The organism is Buttiauxella izardii (genome assembly GCF_003601925.1).
GTDB classification, from domain to species: domain Bacteria; phylum Pseudomonadota; class Gammaproteobacteria; order Enterobacterales; family Enterobacteriaceae; genus Buttiauxella; species Buttiauxella izardii.
In genome coordinates this window covers 38567-53226 of sequence record NZ_QZWH01000069.1, presented here as the reverse complement: position 1 = coordinate 53226, position 14660 = coordinate 38567, and the positions used below count along the sequence as shown (strand labels likewise).

Here is a 14660-nt window from a genome sequence, read left to right as displayed (position 1 = left end):
TGGGCTGGGGCAGACGGTGAAGGTCGGCAAGGAAAACGCAGGCGGGCATGACCAGAAAATCACCGTGGCGCACGACCGTAATATCACCGTACGCAATGACCAGACGCTGAAAGTCACCCGCGACCGCACGGTGAACAGCGGGCGCGATGACAATCTGTATGTGGAACGCGACATTAAAGTGACGGTGAAAGGGAAACAGGAGCACAAGACCACCGGAAACCACATCAGCCTGGTGGAAGGAAAACACAGTCTGGAAGTGAAAGGCGACATGGCGCGGAAGGTGGCAGGAGCACTTGGGATGAAGGCTCAGGGAGCTATCGTGCTGGAAAGCGGGGGGAATATCACCCTGAAAGTGGGAGGCTCGTTTGTTGTGATCCACCCGGGTGGCGTGGATATCGTGGGGCCGAAAATCAACCTCAATGGCGGCGGGAATCCGGGGACACCGGTTCAGACACTGAAACCTACGGTGCTGAATGCGCTGGGAGAGGATGGTGACACAGCATCTGAGCCGCCGAAGGATGAAGGCGAAAATGGTGGAGGGAGTGGTTCTGGAGGCGAGGATGAGCCAGGACAACATGATGATCCAGAACTTAATCATATGCTTGCTTCGCTTAAGGGAATGGATGGAGTTCAGAGTAAAGAACTTATATTTAAATCGTTTATTGAAGGTGGAATGGAATGACTTCTCAATTAACTCCAATTTTTGATAAAGCACATGATAAGCCCAAAGATTATGATGGCCTACTGGGATGGTCAGCAGACTGGAAGTGCGATATTGATCAAGAAAGCAAGCCCGTTCCCCTTGACGATATATGGTCATTATCGCCAGTGGAAGAAAATGTGATCGTTCGTAAAGGAGACACTCTCGGAAAAATTGCTAAAGAACATTACTGTTCCACTGAAGAACTGGTTTCCTATAATGGAATAAAAGATCCGTCATTAATTTATCCCGGGCAAATAATTAAAATCCCACCTGAACCCTATTCCTATCCAGATGCAAAAGATGAACAAAATAACGATCAGTGTACCCTGTCACTTTCTTTTGAAGACCTGATTGAGAAACCCATTTCAGGACTGAAAGTGAAACTTGTTTCAGCGTACGGGGACGTTTATGAATCCATTACTGATGGAATGGGAAATATAGCCAATTTTAGTACAAAAGCCGAAGCCGAGCTAAAAATTTTTGTTTCCAGCACTGCAGGTAAGATAAAAGAAGTCGCCAGTTTCACACCGTTATCCGGAAAGGTAGCCGTGATCTTATCCAGCCCCAAAGTCAGGGTGAAAGGCAAAAGCATTGCTTTAAAAGGTAATACGGGCGATGTTGAAAATACCACTGGAGATATTAATTCAGTAAACGTAGGACGTGATTCTCAGGGTGGCCCACGAGTTCATATCAGCCATACCTGTCCTAACTCTTATGACTTAATGTTAAGAAAAAATGTTATTTACTGGAACCAAATTATTGCGGCATCTGAGCGAAGTGGCATTATCCCACAATGCATTGCTGCAGTAATAAGTGCTGAAGCCGCAAAATATGCTGGAGGTGTATGGAAACCGACATCAGTTTGTAAATCAGGGACTGACCCGAAGACAAATATAACCAGTTATAAAAGCTCTGCAGCAGGAATGACTCAGTTTTTGAATGGCTCATGGATGTCAGAAACGTTCAGGGAGGGAACTTATTTGTATGATAAAGCAACTGAACAGGGGCTCATCACTGATAAACCCGTATTATATAAAAATGGGTTAGAAATCAAAAATAAGAAAGGTGATGTTAAATATGAAAAGAAGTTTGAGGTATCACCCGATGAATGGAGAAACTTAAAGGAACTAAGAAAACAACGCCTTATAACTGGCGTCACTCCCTATCCGCGCAAAGCAACCTATGCCGTGCAGAAGTGGCTGGATCTTAGATTTAAACCTGAATATGCAATTATTGCTGCGGTAGATTATGGAGTGGCAAATTTAGCATCACTTGAAAATGCAGGCTATAACATTGACGGACTTAATGATGCAGAAAAAGCAAAATTAATTTACCTGACGCATCACCTGGGTTTAGGGGATGCCATGTTATTTATAAAGAACAAAATCTCAGAAGATAAAGCAAGTCATTTATTAAAAGCACAGGTTGGGGTAAGATCGGCGTTAAAAAGATATTTATCGATAGGGAGTTACATACAAGCCCACAGAGTGTGGTTGATGTATTACATAGATCAAAATATTAAGCTCAACGATTATTTTTGCGATGAATTGATCGCCACTAATAAATTAGAGGATGTAGACTTAGATGTTATCATGGAAAAAATATAACTCTGGAGTTATTATGAAGAAATACCTTCCAATAATGCTATTTTTATTTTTCTATTCTGGTGTAAGCGAGGCTAATTGTACCCACAGAACTTTGCGATGTATTAATACGTCTCTAGGCCTGCTCGAGCAGAAAACTCTGAGCGAGTCTAATGATGGTTACTCCCATCTATCCCTTAATGGCAAGGAAATATATAAAGCAAAGGCAAGTTATATTGTTGTTGGATATGATGAAGATGGTATTTTTAAAGATAAAAAATATTATTTAACTAAAGCTACCGTTTCATATACATCAGATGATCCATGCTACCCAGATAAACCAGGTGCACACTGTGGAATGAATGCTATTCTTGACCTGACGAGTGGACGCCCCATAATTTCTAATGGTTTTTTTTCTGAATTCGGTGAGTCAAAAATTACTTGGGTCTCATGGGGAAAGGCTAACTCCATCATCGTAATCGATGATGAATTAAGATTTAAATACTCAAACGGGCATGTTGAACGCGTGACTAATGCTAAGGATTCTATGACCGATAATAAAGCCAAAGAGTAGAACTTATAATTCAATTAATTGCAGCCCTTTAGGAATCATTCGCTTTCCAGTCAAAGAATCAACAACTCCTCACAGACTGACAAAAAAAACGGCTCCCCATTATCAGGGAAGCCGTTTTTTGTAGTGAAGAAATCGATTACCTGCGAACCATCCGGTAAATAATCAACACAATAATTGCACCTGCCACCGCGACCAGGAAACTTGGAAAGTTAAAGCCCGTCACACTGCCGCCGATATGCAGGAATGTGGCAATCCACCCACCCACAACCGCACCGATGATCCCCAAAATACAGGTCACGATAAAACCGCCGCCATCTTTACCAGGCATAATTAGTTTTGCGATTACACCAGCAATCAAACCGAAAATAATCCAGGCCAGAATACCCATGTTGAACGTCCTCTTCATTATTGTGTGTGGTAACAAGCCAGAATCCACATCGATTGAGCCGCGGGTTCTGTCTGTCGGTACGCTAAGTATAAACAAGTGTTAGAAAAACGTGACTTAGCTCACCAACTTATTGAATTATCGGCCGTAAAACCCTGAGATTTATCTTAAGTTTTTTAATTTTATGCCGATAACTCCGTGCACAACTACCAATAACACAACATGGACCTGGCCTTGAGTAACTATAACGAGCAGTTTCTGAAACAAAGTCCTCTGGCAGTATTAGGCGTGTTACGTGACCTCCATAAAAACCAGGTGCCGATCCGTTTGAGTTGGTCATCCGGGCAATTTATTAGCAAGATTCTTGAGGTGACGGCATCAGGTTTGATTGTGGATTTTGGTAGCCAGACACTGGAAAACCTGGCGGCGCAAAAGGCGACGAATATTCAGTTCATCGCGGAAACCGAAGGGGCAAAAGTTGAGTTTATTTTGCCTAAAATAGAATCGGTGAATTACCTGAACTTACCCGCTTTCCACGCCCCGCTGCCACAGGCGTTATGGTTTGTGCAACGCCGGGAATATTTCCGTATCGCCGCCCCGCTGCAACCGTATTACCACTGCACCGCGATGCTTCCGAATGGTTCGCCTTTCCAGTTCAGGCTGTGTGATTTGTCATTAGGTGGAATGGGTGCGCTACTTGATGGGCCGTTACCGGAAGGGTTGAGCGCGGGCATGCGTTTTTCGCAGGTGGAAATGGATTTAGTGCAGTGGGGAAAATTCCATTTTGATATGCAACTGATCACGCTTTCGGAGCGAAAAGTGATCGGCAGTAAAAATGAGACGGTCAGCACGCCGCGCCTGAGCTTCCGTTTTCTGAATGTTAACCCGGCCGTTGAACGCGAATTACAGCGCATTATCTTCGCGCTGGAGCGTTCTGCACGTGAGAAAGCGGGCCGGGTTAAGTAGTTACATCGCGTTTAATGCTTTTGAAACTTTGTACAAATAACGCGGCGCCTGTGGTGCCGGGTGGTTCTTAGCGATGTATTCGTAAAACTCGTCCGGGCTCAGGTCATTGATTTCATCAATGGCTTTGGCGCGATCCGAGGAAAACGTTCTAAGCAATGCGCCCGCCCCGTTGGCATAGGATGCCAGCAACGCATATTGCATGGTTTGCGGGTCTTCGATGCCCGCCAGAATGCCGTGCTCAAGAATGCTTAAATACGCCGTCCCAACCGAAATGTTACGCGCCGGGTCTTTCAGCTCGCTGGTTGACGGCTGGCCGCCCCATCCGAGATGACGATAAACATCTTTGCCCGCCGTTGAGGCTTTAATCTGCATCAGGCCGACCGCGTTCGATTTGCTGACCAGCGTCGGATTGCCACCAGATTCCACCGCAATAATCGCCGTAATCACACGCGGGCTAACGCCCCACTCTTTTGCCGCCTGATCGGTTATTGGCATCCAGGTTAATGCGCGCTGAACCGGTTTTGTCGGATCCCACTCGGGTTGTTTCGTGGTGTGGCTTGAGCATCCAGCCAAAAACAGAACCAATACAATCAGCCATCTTATATTCACACGTATTATCCTTTACTCAGATTCATTGCCGTCTGGCGGGTGACAACCGCCATTTCTAGCGGCATGATAACCAATTCACTTTCAGCAAGGAAATGCCATGTCGACGATTCGTTTAATTGCCCCTTCAGGTTTCTGTGTTAATCAGGTTGCCGCCGCTCGCGGTATTGAGCGCCTGAAAGCCTCGGGACACCGGGTAGAAAACCAATCTGTCGTGACCCGGCGCTTCCAGCGTTTTGCTGGAACGGACGAACAAAGACTGGCGGATATTCAGGATTTATCTGCCCTTCCGCCAGAGTGCGACATCGTGTTGGCAGTGCGTGGCGGTTACGGCGCGACGCGCCTGCTGGAAAATATCGACTATTCAAGCCTGGCTCACGCCTTTCGCGAACGCACACCGATTATCTGCGGGCATAGTGATTTCACGGCAATCCAACTCGCGCTGCTTTCGCAGACCGGAACGATAACGTTTAGTGGCCCGATGCTTGCGGGTAATTTTGGTGCGGAAGAGTTAAATAGCTATACCTGGCAGCATTTCTGGCAGGCCATTACTGAACCCAAATTCACCGTGAACTGGCAAAGCCCGACACCTGCGTGCTCGGCGAGCGGCACTCTTTGGGGCGGGAACCTGGCGATGCTGGTGTCGATGATTGGCTCGCCGTGGCTGCCGGTGATTGATGGCGGTATTTTGGTGGTTGAAGATATCAACGAACATCCATTCCGCGTGGAGCGTTTGTTGTTGCAACTTCATCACGCCGGGATTTTAGCGCGCCAGAAAGCGCTGATTCTGGGAAGTTTCAATGGCGCAACGTTAAGCGATTATGACGGCGACTACGATTTCGACGAAATGTACCGAATGTTGCAGCAGCGGTTATCGATTCCTGTATTGCGTGGTTTACCGTTCGGCCATGAACCAGAAACCGTTACGTTGCCTTTAGGCGCTTATGGTGAACTGCAACACGACGGTCAGACGGCTAGTTTGACCATTAGCGGGCATCCGGTCATCGGTCAAAATAAATGAGATATGGCGCTCAGAAAGCACAATGAATCAATGCTTTCCGTGTTAAAATTTGCTCCACAAATAGTTACACACGCAAAGGAGAAAGATAATTTTGGACGCAGGGGCGATAGTCAGTCTGTTTATTTTAGGTTCCGTACTGGTAACTTGTAGCATCTTATTAAGTTCATTTTCCTCTCGTCTTGGTATCCCCATTCTGGTTATCTTCCTCGCCATCGGTATGTTGGCAGGGATTGACGGAATCGGCGGCATCCCGTTTGATAATTATCCTTTTGCGTATTTAATCAGTAACCTGGCGTTGGCGGTGATTCTGCTTGATGGCGGAATGCGCACTCAGGCCAGTTCGTTTCGCGTCGCCCTCGGCCCCGCACTTTCTCTTGCTACCGTTGGCGTGCTGATCACTTCTGGGTTGACCGGCATGGCAGCCGCCTGGCTATTTAATCTCAACCTGATTGAAGGCTTGCTGATTGGCGCAATCGTCGGTTCAACGGATGCCGCAGCGGTGTTTTCATTGCTCGGCGGTAAAGGGTTGAACGAACGTGTGGGCGCGACGCTTGAAATTGAGTCCGGCAGTAACGACCCGATGGCGGTGTTTTTAACCATTACGCTGATAGAGATGATTCAGCACGGGCAAACCGGCCTGAGCTGGATGTTCCTGATGGATATCATTCAGCAATTTGGCCTCGGGATTGTGCTCGGCCTCGGCGGTGGTTATTTGCTGTTGCAGATGATCAACCGTATTACGCTGCCGCAAGGGTTGTATCCGTTACTGGCGCTGAGCGGCGGGATTATGGTGTTCGGCATCACCACCGCGTTAGACGGCAGCGGCATTCTGGCGGTTTATCTGTGTGGTTTCGTGCTCGGCAACCGCCCTATTCGCAGCCGTTTTGGCATTCTGCAAAACTTTGACGGGCTGGCGTGGTTTGCACAAATTGGTATGTTCCTGGTGCTGGGGCTGTTGGTGAATCCGACCGATTTGCTGCCGATTGCCATTCCAGCGCTGCTGTTGTCCATCTGGATGATTTTCTTTGCTCGCCCGCTTTCGGTGTTCCTCGGCCTGCTGCCGTTCCGTGGCTTTAATCTGCGCGAGCGCGTGTTTATCAGTTGGGTTGGGTTACGTGGCGCGGTGCCGATTATCCTCGCGGTATTCCCAATGATGGCGGGGCTTGAGAACGCGCGTCTGTTCTTTAATGTGGCGTTTTTCGTGGTATTGGTGTCGCTGTTATTGCAGGGCACGTCGCTCGGCTGGGCGGCTAAGAAAGCCAAAGTGGTGGTTCCGCCTGTCGGCTGGCCGGTTTCTCGCGTCGGGCTGGATATTCATCCGGAAAACCCGTGGGAGCAGTTTGTTTACCAGCTTAGCGAAGACAAATGGTGTATTGGCGCGTCACTTCGTGACCTGAAAATGCCGCAGGACACGCGTATTGCCGCGCTATTCCGTGACAACACGCTGCTGCATCCCAACGACCGCACCCGTTTGCAAGTGGGCGATGTGCTGTGCGTGATTGGCCGCGAGCGTGATTTACCCGCGCTGGGCAAAATGTTTAGCCAGTCGCCGCCCGTGGCGCTCGATCAGCGCTTCTTTGGTGACTTTATTCTGGAGGCCAGCGCGCAGTTTGCCGATGTCGCGACCATTTACGGCCTGGAGCTTGACGATAGTGTCGACACGCAGCAAACGCTGGGCGAGTTCGTGGTCGGGATGTTAGGTGGTGCGCCGGTTGTGGGTGACCAGGTAGAGTTTGCCGGAATGATTTGGACGGTGGCCGAGAAAGAAGATAACCAGGTGCGCAAAATCGGTGTGCGCGTGGAAAGCGAAGAAACCGAGTAAATTGGGTTTGTGTCGGATGACGCTTGCGCTTATCCGACCTACAACTCTTAAACGTAGGGTGAATAAGCGCATGCGTCATCCACCATTTTTTTAAAACTGTGTAACTACTGGCACACGCGGCGCTAAGGCGCACATTAATTCGTACCCCACCGTTCCTGCGGCATGAGCCACATCATCAATTTTCACCGTATTGCCCCACAGTTCGACCGGGCTACCAATCCCGGCATTCGGGCAAGGCGTAAGATCTACGGTCAACATATCCATGGAAATGGCACCGACAGTGTGAGTCAGCACGCCGTCAACGCGAACTGGCGTGCCCGTCGGCGCGATCCGCGGATAACCATCGGCATAACCACAAGCCACTACGCCAATCCGCTGTTCGCCGTTGGCCCGATAACGGCTGCCATAACCTACCGCATCGCCCGCTTTCAGGTTTTGAATGCCGATAATTTCACTTTGCAGACTCATGACCGGTTGCAGACCGCTGGTCGCGACATCGCACCACTGGCCGCTCGGTGATGCGCCATACAGGATGATTCCAGGTCGAACCCAGTCAAAATGCGCTTCCGGGTGCCACAACGTCGCCGCAGAATTGGAGAGAGAACGCGGGCAATCCAGCCCTTCCGCCGCCTGCTCAATGAGTTTCATCGGCTCGTCAATACCGTCGGTTTGCTCGGCATCGGCAAAATGCGCCATCAGCGTGAGTTGCCCGACGTTGGCAATGGCGCGCAGTTGCTGCCAGATGGAATGAATACGATCAGGGCTGAAGCCCAGGCGGTTCATTCCACTGTTGATTTTGAGGTAAACATCTAACGGCGCATTCAATTTGGCATTGGCTAAGGCTTTGACTTGCCAGTTGCTGTGTAAACTGGTCGTCAGACGATACTGGTCAAACAGCGGCAATTCATCAGCGTGGAAGAAACCTTCGAGCATCAGAATCGGCCCTTTCCACCCGCGCTCACGCAGTAAAATCGCCTCTTCGATGTTCAACATTGCGAAACCGTCGGTTTCACCTAAAGCCGACCAAACGCGTTCAAGACCATGACCGTAAGCATTCGCTTTCACGACTGACCAGACTCGCGAATGGGGTGCCGCCTGGCGGACAACGTTTAAATTGTTACGCAGCGCGCTGAGGTTCAGCGTCGCCATAACCGGACGGGTCATCTCCGCTCCTTGGTTAAAATTAATTATGAGCGTTATGCAAACGCTGTGAGCCCGTCGGGCTAAAACCTGGGAGGTAACGCGCAACCGCGAGATCGTCAAATGGAATGGCGGGCGTTCTTCCAGAAATTAAATCGCTGAGCATCTGGCCGGAACCGCAGGCCATCGTCCAACCCAGCGTGCCATGGCCCGTATTGAGCCACAGGTTTTTGAACGGTGTGCGCCCAACAATCGGCGTGCCGTCTGGCGTCATGGGGCGTAAGCCCGTCCAGAATGTCGCTTGTTCAACATGACCGCCACGCGGGTAAAGGTCACGCACCACCATTTCCAGAGTTTCACGGCGCGGTTGCAGTAACTCGGTGTTGAAACCGACAATTTCTGCCATCCCGCCGACACGAATACGCTGGTCAAAACGCGTGATAGCAATTTTGTATGTCTCATCGAGAATAGTCGAAACCGGCGCGCCCTGCTCATCGGCGATGGGAATGGTCAGTGAATAGCCTTTGAGCGGATAGACAGGAATATCAACGATGTTTTTCAGTAAACCGGTGGAGTAGGAACCGAAAGCGACGACATAAGCGTCCGCTTTGACAACTTCTTTACCACACTGCACGCCATAAATACTTTGCCCTTCGTAAAGCAGACGATCGACGGGCGTGTTGTAACGAAACACCACGCCCGCCTCTGCCGCCATGCGCGCCAGGTTTTGGGTGAAGAGCTGGCAATCGCCAGTTTCATCGTTGGGTAAACGCAGGCCGCCAGTCAGCTTATGGGCCACATCCACCAGAGCGGGTTCGACTTCTGCTAAGCGGCTGGCCTCAAGCAATTGATATGGTACGCCAGCGTCTTCCAGCACAGCGATATCTTTAGCGGCGTTTTCGTACTGCTGCGCGGTGCGGAACAATTGTAACGTGCCGCCCTGCCGTCCTTCGTATTGAATATTGGTGGTGTGACGCAGTTCTTTCAGGCAATCACGGCTGTATTCCGCGAGGCGCACCATGCGGCCTTTGTTTTCCATGTAATGGCGCATGTCGCAGTTGCGCAGCATTTGCAGCATCCATTTCAACTGGAATTGCGTGCCGTCGAGGCTTATCGCCAGCGGCGCGTGGCGTTGGAACATCCATTTAATGGCTTTGAGGGGAACGCCAGGTGCGGCCCAGGGTGCCGCATAACCCGGTGAGATTTGCCCGGCATTCGCCGCGCTGGTTTCCATTGCTGGCCCCGCTTCCCTGTCGATAACCGTGACATCATGCCCAGCCTGGCGTAAATACCAGGCACTGCTGACACCGACTACGCCACTTCCCAGCACCACAACACGCATAACAATTCCACCATTTAGCTAAAAGAATAATCTTCTGATTACAAATTGATAACTCAGATGAAAATGTTATTCAACATATGGCTTTGTTATAGTGACTTTCCTCACATCCTGACCTGATATAGCAGCATCGCGTTAATTAGAATCTCCTACGCAGGAAGATATTATCGACAAAATATTATGCTGCCTGTTTGGTTAAATGCGGGGTATTGAAATACGTTAATCGCGTCGAAAAAATTTTGCTTGCCGCTGCTAAGTTTCAGGAGTTGTCTATTCTTGAAAGTGAGGCTTTCCATCCAGAGAGAGCCGCCAACAATGAGGGCGCGCTGATGGCTATTGTTACTGATTCCGCCACAAAGGATTCTAAACGTCTAAGTGATGGACCTGACTGGACGTTCGAGCTGCTTGATGTCTACCTCGCAGAGATAGACCGTGTTGCCAAACTCTATCGGCTGGAGACTTATCCTCATCAAATTGAAGTGATTACCTCCGAACAAATGATGGATGCGTATTCGAGCGTCGGGATGCCGATTAACTATCCGCACTGGTCGTTTGGTAAGAAATTCATTGAAACGGAGCGCTTGTATAAGCATGGTCAACAGGGCCTGGCTTACGAGATTGTGATCAACTCCAATCCGTGTATCGCTTATTTAATGGAAGAAAACACCATCACTATGCAGGCGCTGGTGATTGCGCATGCTTGTTATGGGCATAACTCCTTCTTCAAAAACAACTATTTGTTCCGTAGCTGGACTGACGCCAGCTCGATTATCGATTACCTTATTTTCGCCCGTAAATACATTACCGAGTGCGAAGAACGTTATGGCGTGGACGAAGTGGAGCGCTTGCTCGACTCTTGCCATGCGCTGATGAATTACGGCGTTGATCGCTATAAACGCCCGCAAAAAATTTCGCTGCAAGAAGAGACTGCCCGGCAGAAAAGCCGCGAAGAGTATCTGCAAAGCCAGGTGAATACGCTGTGGCGCACGTTGCCGCGTCGTGAAGAAGAAAAAACGGTCGCTGAAGCGCGTCGTTACCCTTCAGAGCCGCAGGAAAACTTGCTCTATTTTATGGAGAAAAACGCGCCATTGCTGGAGTCCTGGCAGCGTGAGATTTTGCGTATTGTGCGTAAAGTCAGCCAGTATTTTTATCCGCAGAAACAGACGCAGGTGATGAACGAAGGCTGGGCGACGTTCTGGCACTATACCATTCTTAACCATCTGTATGATGAAGGAAAAGTGACCGATCGGTTCATGCTGGAGTTTTTGCATAGCCATACAAATGTGGTGTTCCAGCCGCCGTATAACAGCCCGTGGTACAGCGGCATTAACCCGTATGCGCTTGGCTTTGCGATGTTCCAGGATATCAAACGCATTTGCCAATCACCGACGGAAGAAGACCGTTATTGGTTCCCGGATATTGCAGGTAAAGACTGGCTGGAAACGCTGCATTTCGCGATGCGTGATTTCAAAGATGAAAGTTTTATCAGCCAATTCTTGTCGCCAAAACTGATGCGTGATTTCCGCCTGTTTACGGTGCTGGACGACGACCGCAATAACTATCTGGAAATTGCGGCGATTCATAATGAAGAGGGTTATCGCAAGATTCGTGCGGAGCTTTCGGCCCAATACAATCTCAGCAACCTTGAACCGAATATTCAGGTCTGGAATGTGGATTTACGCGGTGACCGCTCGCTGACTTTGCGATACATCCCGCATAACCGCGCGCCGCTGGATAAAGGCCGCCGTGAAGTGCTCAAACATGTTCATCGCCTTTGGGGCTTCGACGTGACGCTTGAACAGCAAAACGAAGATGGCAGTGTTGAACTGCTGGAACGCTGCCCACCGCGGCTCAATAGTTTGTAGTCATAAAAAAACGCTTCCTTCGGGAAGCGTTTTTCGTTGTGCTTTATGGGCTAGAAATGCACGCTTAACGGCTATGCATTGCCAAATCGCCAGGTAAATTTTTCTGCATCCGATGCCAGATTTCACCACTTTCACGCCCGTAGGTACGCACGGTATCAAATACTTGATCGTGCAAGCCTTGCTGGCAAATTTCCGCCAGACGATGGTAGAAACCTAACGCCAGGCTACGTGCTTCCGGACTTGAGAAATAATGACGCCCGATACGGGTGTATAACCCTTTCATTCCATTAAGGATTAGACCGTAAATCGGGTTGCCTGAGGCAAATGCCAGGCCACGGAAGATGTTGTAATCAAGCTTTGCAAACGCATCAGCATGGTCTTCAACACTGTTCGCGGTCGCCAGAACTTCTTGCGCTTTATCCGGATGCTGACGAACAGCGGTACGAATAAAGATGGTGGAAATGTTGGTTCGCACTGACAGCAGGTTATCAATCAACTGCGGCACGCTGTCGTGATCGAGACGCGCCAGTGTTTCCAGAATGTTTAAACCGGAAGTTTCCCAGAAGTTATTCACTTTGGTCGGCTTGCCATGCTGGATTGTTAACCAGCCATCACGCGCCAGACGCTGAAGCACCTCGCGCAATGTGGTACGAGTCACACCAATGAGTTCGGATAATTCGCGTTCAGCCGGAAGAATAGTCCCCGGAGCAAAGCGGTTATTCCAGATACTTTCGATGATGTATTCTTCCGCGAAACCCGCTGGGCTCTGCGCCTTAATGACCATAGTAGACTTTCCATTACACAGGTTTTGCTAAAGAGACTCATCATACCAGATGCCTTGCGGCGCAGGTAGCGGTGACCGCTTTCAATTCTGGAATCATGGTTTAATTTTGCAGGTAATCACACAACTAAAGAATATTCCTACGCCTTGATTGAAATCTTGTGCGCGAGTACCCTGAAAAGACACAACTGACTCAACATATTTATCCTTATTATTTCGATTTGAGGACGGGGATGGCGTCTCCTCACCGACCTTCCGGATGTATAGGGATAACTGGAGCATGAAAATTCTACGATGGAAATGTCTACCGGGCGCGCACTCTTTCGCAATTTTTTAGGTCAATCACCCAACTGGTACAAATTGACTTTACTGACTTTTTTAGTCATTAACCCTTTAGTTTTTTGGTTTATTAGCCCGTTTATTGCAGGCTGGTTGTTAGTTGCCGAGTTTATTTTCACCCTCGCCATGGCATTGAAATGCTACCCGCTATTACCCGGCGGCCTGCTGGCCATTGAAGCCGTGTTTGTTGGGATGACCAGCGCCGAGCATGTGCGAGAAGAAATTGCCTCAAACCTTGAAGTGTTGTTGCTGCTGATGTTTATGGTGGCGGGCATCTACTTTATGAAGCAACTTTTGCTGCTGGTATTCACCAAGCTGCTGCTCGGCATTCGATCAAAAATCCTGCTTTCGCTCTCTTTTTGTATCGCTGCGGCCTTTTTGTCTGCGTTTCTGGACGCACTCACCGTGGTTGCGGTGGTGATCAGCGTGGCTGTCGGTTTTTATGATATCTATCACCGCGTGGCTTCGACCGGTGAGCTTGGTGATGATATTCAGGATGATAGCCATCTTGATTGTGATAACCGCTCCACGCTTGAACAATTCCGCGCGTTTTTGCGCAGCCTGATGATGCATGCAGGGGTTGGCACCGCGCTGGGCGGCGTAATGACGATGGTCGGCGAGCCGCAAAACCTGATTATTGCGAAGAATGCCGGTTGGCACTTTGGCGAGTTCTTGCTGCGAATGGCTCCGGTGACTATTCCGGTATTAATCTGCGGTTTAGCGACCTGCGTATTGTTGGAAACCACAAAAATCCTCGGTTATGGCGAGCAACTGCCGGAGAAAGTTCGTGGTATTTTGCAGGATTACGATACCCAAAGTGCCAGGAAGCGGACCCGTCAGGATAAAGTGAAATTAGTGGTTCAGGCGTTAATTGGCGTCTGGCTGGTGATTGCGCTGGCGCTGCATTTGGCTGAAGTTGGCCTGATTGGATTGTCGGTGATTATCTTTGCCACCGCGCTTTGCGGCGTGACAGATGAACACCAGATTGGTAAAGCCTTTACCGAAGCCTTGCCGTTTACTGCGCTGCTGACCGTGTTTTTTGCCGTGGTCGCCGTGATCATCGACCAGCATTTATTTACTCCGGTTATCCAGTTTGTATTGCAAGCCGAACCCCATTCGCAACTGGCGTTGTTCTATCTGTTTAACGGTATTTTGTCGTCGATATCCGATAACGTGTTTGTTGGCACCGTGTATATCAACGAAGCGAAAGCCGCTCTCACCCACGGTATCATCGATCTTAAGCAGTTCGAATTGCTGGCGGTGGCGATTAACACGGGCACCAACTTGCCTTCCGTCGCCACACCCAATGGCCAGGCCGCGTTCTTATTCCTGCTGACTTCTGCTCTTGCGCCGCTGATTCGCCTTTCTTACGGGCGCATGGTGCTGATGGCGTTACCGTATACGCTGGTACTGACGCTAGTCGGCCTGCTGTGTGTTGAGTTTACGTTGGTTCCTGTCACCGAATGGATGACGCATGCCGGGTGGATTTCAACGCCGATTATGTAAGCGATCACGCACTAACCAAAACTGAGCGGG

Annotated in this window: 13 protein-coding genes and 1 pseudogene; 8 read left to right on the top strand and 6 right to left on the bottom strand. The window is 49.5% G+C overall.

Annotated elements, in window-relative coordinates; all coding sequences use genetic code 11:
* From D6029_RS22085 to D6029_RS22075, 3 genes are all read left to right on the top strand, one after another.
* The coding region (locus D6029_RS22085; protein ID WP_418230285.1) for a bacteriophage T4 gp5 trimerisation domain-containing protein at nt 1–682 on the top strand (682 nt) is incomplete at its 5' end.
* Nucleotides 679–2310, top strand: a complete 1632-nt coding sequence (locus D6029_RS22080) for a LysM peptidoglycan-binding domain-containing protein (protein WP_120066814.1) — start codon at nt 679–681, stop codon at nt 2308–2310. The genes D6029_RS22085 and D6029_RS22080, both read left to right, overlap by 4 nt.
* Before the next feature lie 13 nt (nt 2311–2323).
* A complete protein-coding gene (locus D6029_RS22075) occupies nt 2324–2860 on the top strand; it encodes a hypothetical protein (RefSeq protein WP_120066813.1) in 537 nt (178 codons plus the stop codon).
* Nucleotides 2861–2996: 136 nt separating this feature from the next.
* On the opposite strand, the gene D6029_RS22070 is transcribed toward D6029_RS22075, so the two are convergent.
* Entirely contained in the window at nt 2997–3248 is a 252-nt protein-coding gene (locus D6029_RS22070; RefSeq protein ID WP_034495894.1) for a GlsB/YeaQ/YmgE family stress response membrane protein, read from the bottom strand.
* A gap of 231 nt (nt 3249–3479) precedes the next feature.
* On the opposite strand from D6029_RS22070, the gene ycgR reads away from it, so the two are divergent.
* The gene (ycgR, locus tag D6029_RS22065; RefSeq protein ID WP_120066818.1) at nt 3480–4211 is read left to right on the top strand and encodes a flagellar brake protein YcgR; all 732 of its coding nucleotides are present in this window, start codon (nt 3480–3482) and stop codon (nt 4209–4211) included.
* Here ycgR and emtA read toward each other — a convergent pair whose 3' ends face one another.
* Nucleotides 4212–4820, bottom strand: coding sequence for a membrane-bound lytic murein transglycosylase EmtA (gene emtA, locus D6029_RS22060; protein WP_120066812.1), 609 nt, complete (start codon nt 4818–4820; stop codon nt 4212–4214).
* 97 nt (nt 4821–4917) lie between these two features.
* Here emtA and ldcA point away from each other — a divergent pair, with 97 nt between their 5' ends.
* Together ldcA and D6029_RS22050 are read left to right on the top strand one after the other, a co-directional pair.
* Nucleotides 4918–5838, top strand: coding sequence for a muramoyltetrapeptide carboxypeptidase (gene ldcA / locus D6029_RS22055; RefSeq protein ID WP_120066811.1), 921 nt, complete (start codon nt 4918–4920; stop codon nt 5836–5838).
* A gap of 91 nt (nt 5839–5929) precedes the next feature.
* Complete coding sequence (locus tag D6029_RS22050) at nt 5930–7660, top strand: potassium/proton antiporter (RefSeq protein WP_120066810.1); 1731 nt, start codon at nt 5930–5932, stop codon at nt 7658–7660.
* Here D6029_RS22050 and D6029_RS22905 read toward each other — a convergent pair.
* The 3 genes and pseudogenes from D6029_RS22905 to D6029_RS22040 form a co-directional block, all read right to left on the bottom strand.
* Nucleotides 7598–7732: pseudogene (locus D6029_RS22905) on the bottom strand (hypothetical protein); the annotation flags it as partial. The gene D6029_RS22050 and the pseudogene D6029_RS22905 overlap by 63 nt on opposite strands.
* A gap of 18 nt (nt 7733–7750) precedes the next feature.
* Nucleotides 7751–8824 carry a catabolic alanine racemase DadX gene (gene dadX / locus D6029_RS22045; protein WP_120066809.1) on the bottom strand — a complete coding sequence of 358 codons (1074 nt, stop codon included), beginning with the start codon at nt 8822–8824 and terminating at the stop codon, nt 7751–7753.
* 19 nt (nt 8825–8843) lie between these two features.
* Nucleotides 8844–10142, bottom strand: a complete 1299-nt coding sequence (locus tag D6029_RS22040; RefSeq protein ID WP_120066808.1) for a D-amino acid dehydrogenase — start codon at nt 10140–10142, stop codon at nt 8844–8846.
* Between the two features lie 326 nt (nt 10143–10468).
* On the opposite strand from D6029_RS22040, the gene D6029_RS22035 reads away from it, so the two are divergent.
* Nucleotides 10469–12004: a SpoVR family protein gene (locus D6029_RS22035; protein WP_064546553.1), complete on the top strand. Its 1536-nt coding sequence runs from the start codon at nt 10469–10471 to the stop codon at nt 12002–12004.
* Nucleotides 12005–12068: 64 nt separating this feature from the next.
* Here the strand turns inward: D6029_RS22035 and fadR are convergent, their stop codons facing one another.
* Complete coding sequence (fadR, locus tag D6029_RS22030) at nt 12069–12788, bottom strand: fatty acid metabolism transcriptional regulator FadR (RefSeq protein WP_120066807.1); 720 nt, start codon at nt 12786–12788, stop codon at nt 12069–12071.
* Nucleotides 12789–13079: 291 nt separating this feature from the next.
* Between fadR and nhaB the strand changes: the two genes are divergently transcribed.
* A complete protein-coding gene (gene nhaB, locus D6029_RS22025; protein WP_120066806.1) occupies nt 13080–14630 on the top strand; it encodes a Na(+)/H(+) antiporter NhaB in 1551 nt (516 codons plus the stop codon).
* The last annotated feature ends 30 nt before the right edge of the window (nt 14631–14660 follow it).

Excerpts from the sequence above, each read along its gene's own strand:
- D6029_RS22035 (WP_064546553.1), top strand. The coding sequence starts at position 10,469 with ATGGCTATTGTTACTGATTCCGCCACAAAGGATTCTAAACGTCTAAGT.
- D6029_RS22075 (WP_120066813.1), top strand. The coding sequence starts at position 2,324 with ATGAAGAAATACCTTCCAATAATGCTATTTTTATTTTTCTATTCTGGT.
- dadX (WP_120066809.1), bottom strand. The coding sequence starts at position 8,824 with ATGACCCGTCCGGTTATGGCGACGCTGAACCTCAGCGCGCTGCGTAAC.
- fadR (WP_120066807.1), bottom strand. The coding sequence starts at position 12,788 with ATGGTCATTAAGGCGCAGAGCCCAGCGGGTTTCGCGGAAGAATACATC.
- ldcA (WP_120066811.1), top strand. The coding sequence starts at position 4,918 with ATGTCGACGATTCGTTTAATTGCCCCTTCAGGTTTCTGTGTTAATCAG.
- nhaB (WP_120066806.1), top strand. The coding sequence starts at position 13,080 with ATGGAAATGTCTACCGGGCGCGCACTCTTTCGCAATTTTTTAGGTCAA.
- D6029_RS22040 (WP_120066808.1), bottom strand. The coding sequence starts at position 10,142 with ATGCGTGTTGTGGTGCTGGGAAGTGGCGTAGTCGGTGTCAGCAGTGCC.
- D6029_RS22080 (WP_120066814.1), top strand. The coding sequence starts at position 679 with ATGACTTCTCAATTAACTCCAATTTTTGATAAAGCACATGATAAGCCC.
- D6029_RS22070 (WP_034495894.1), bottom strand. The coding sequence starts at position 3,248 with ATGGGTATTCTGGCCTGGATTATTTTCGGTTTGATTGCTGGTGTAATC.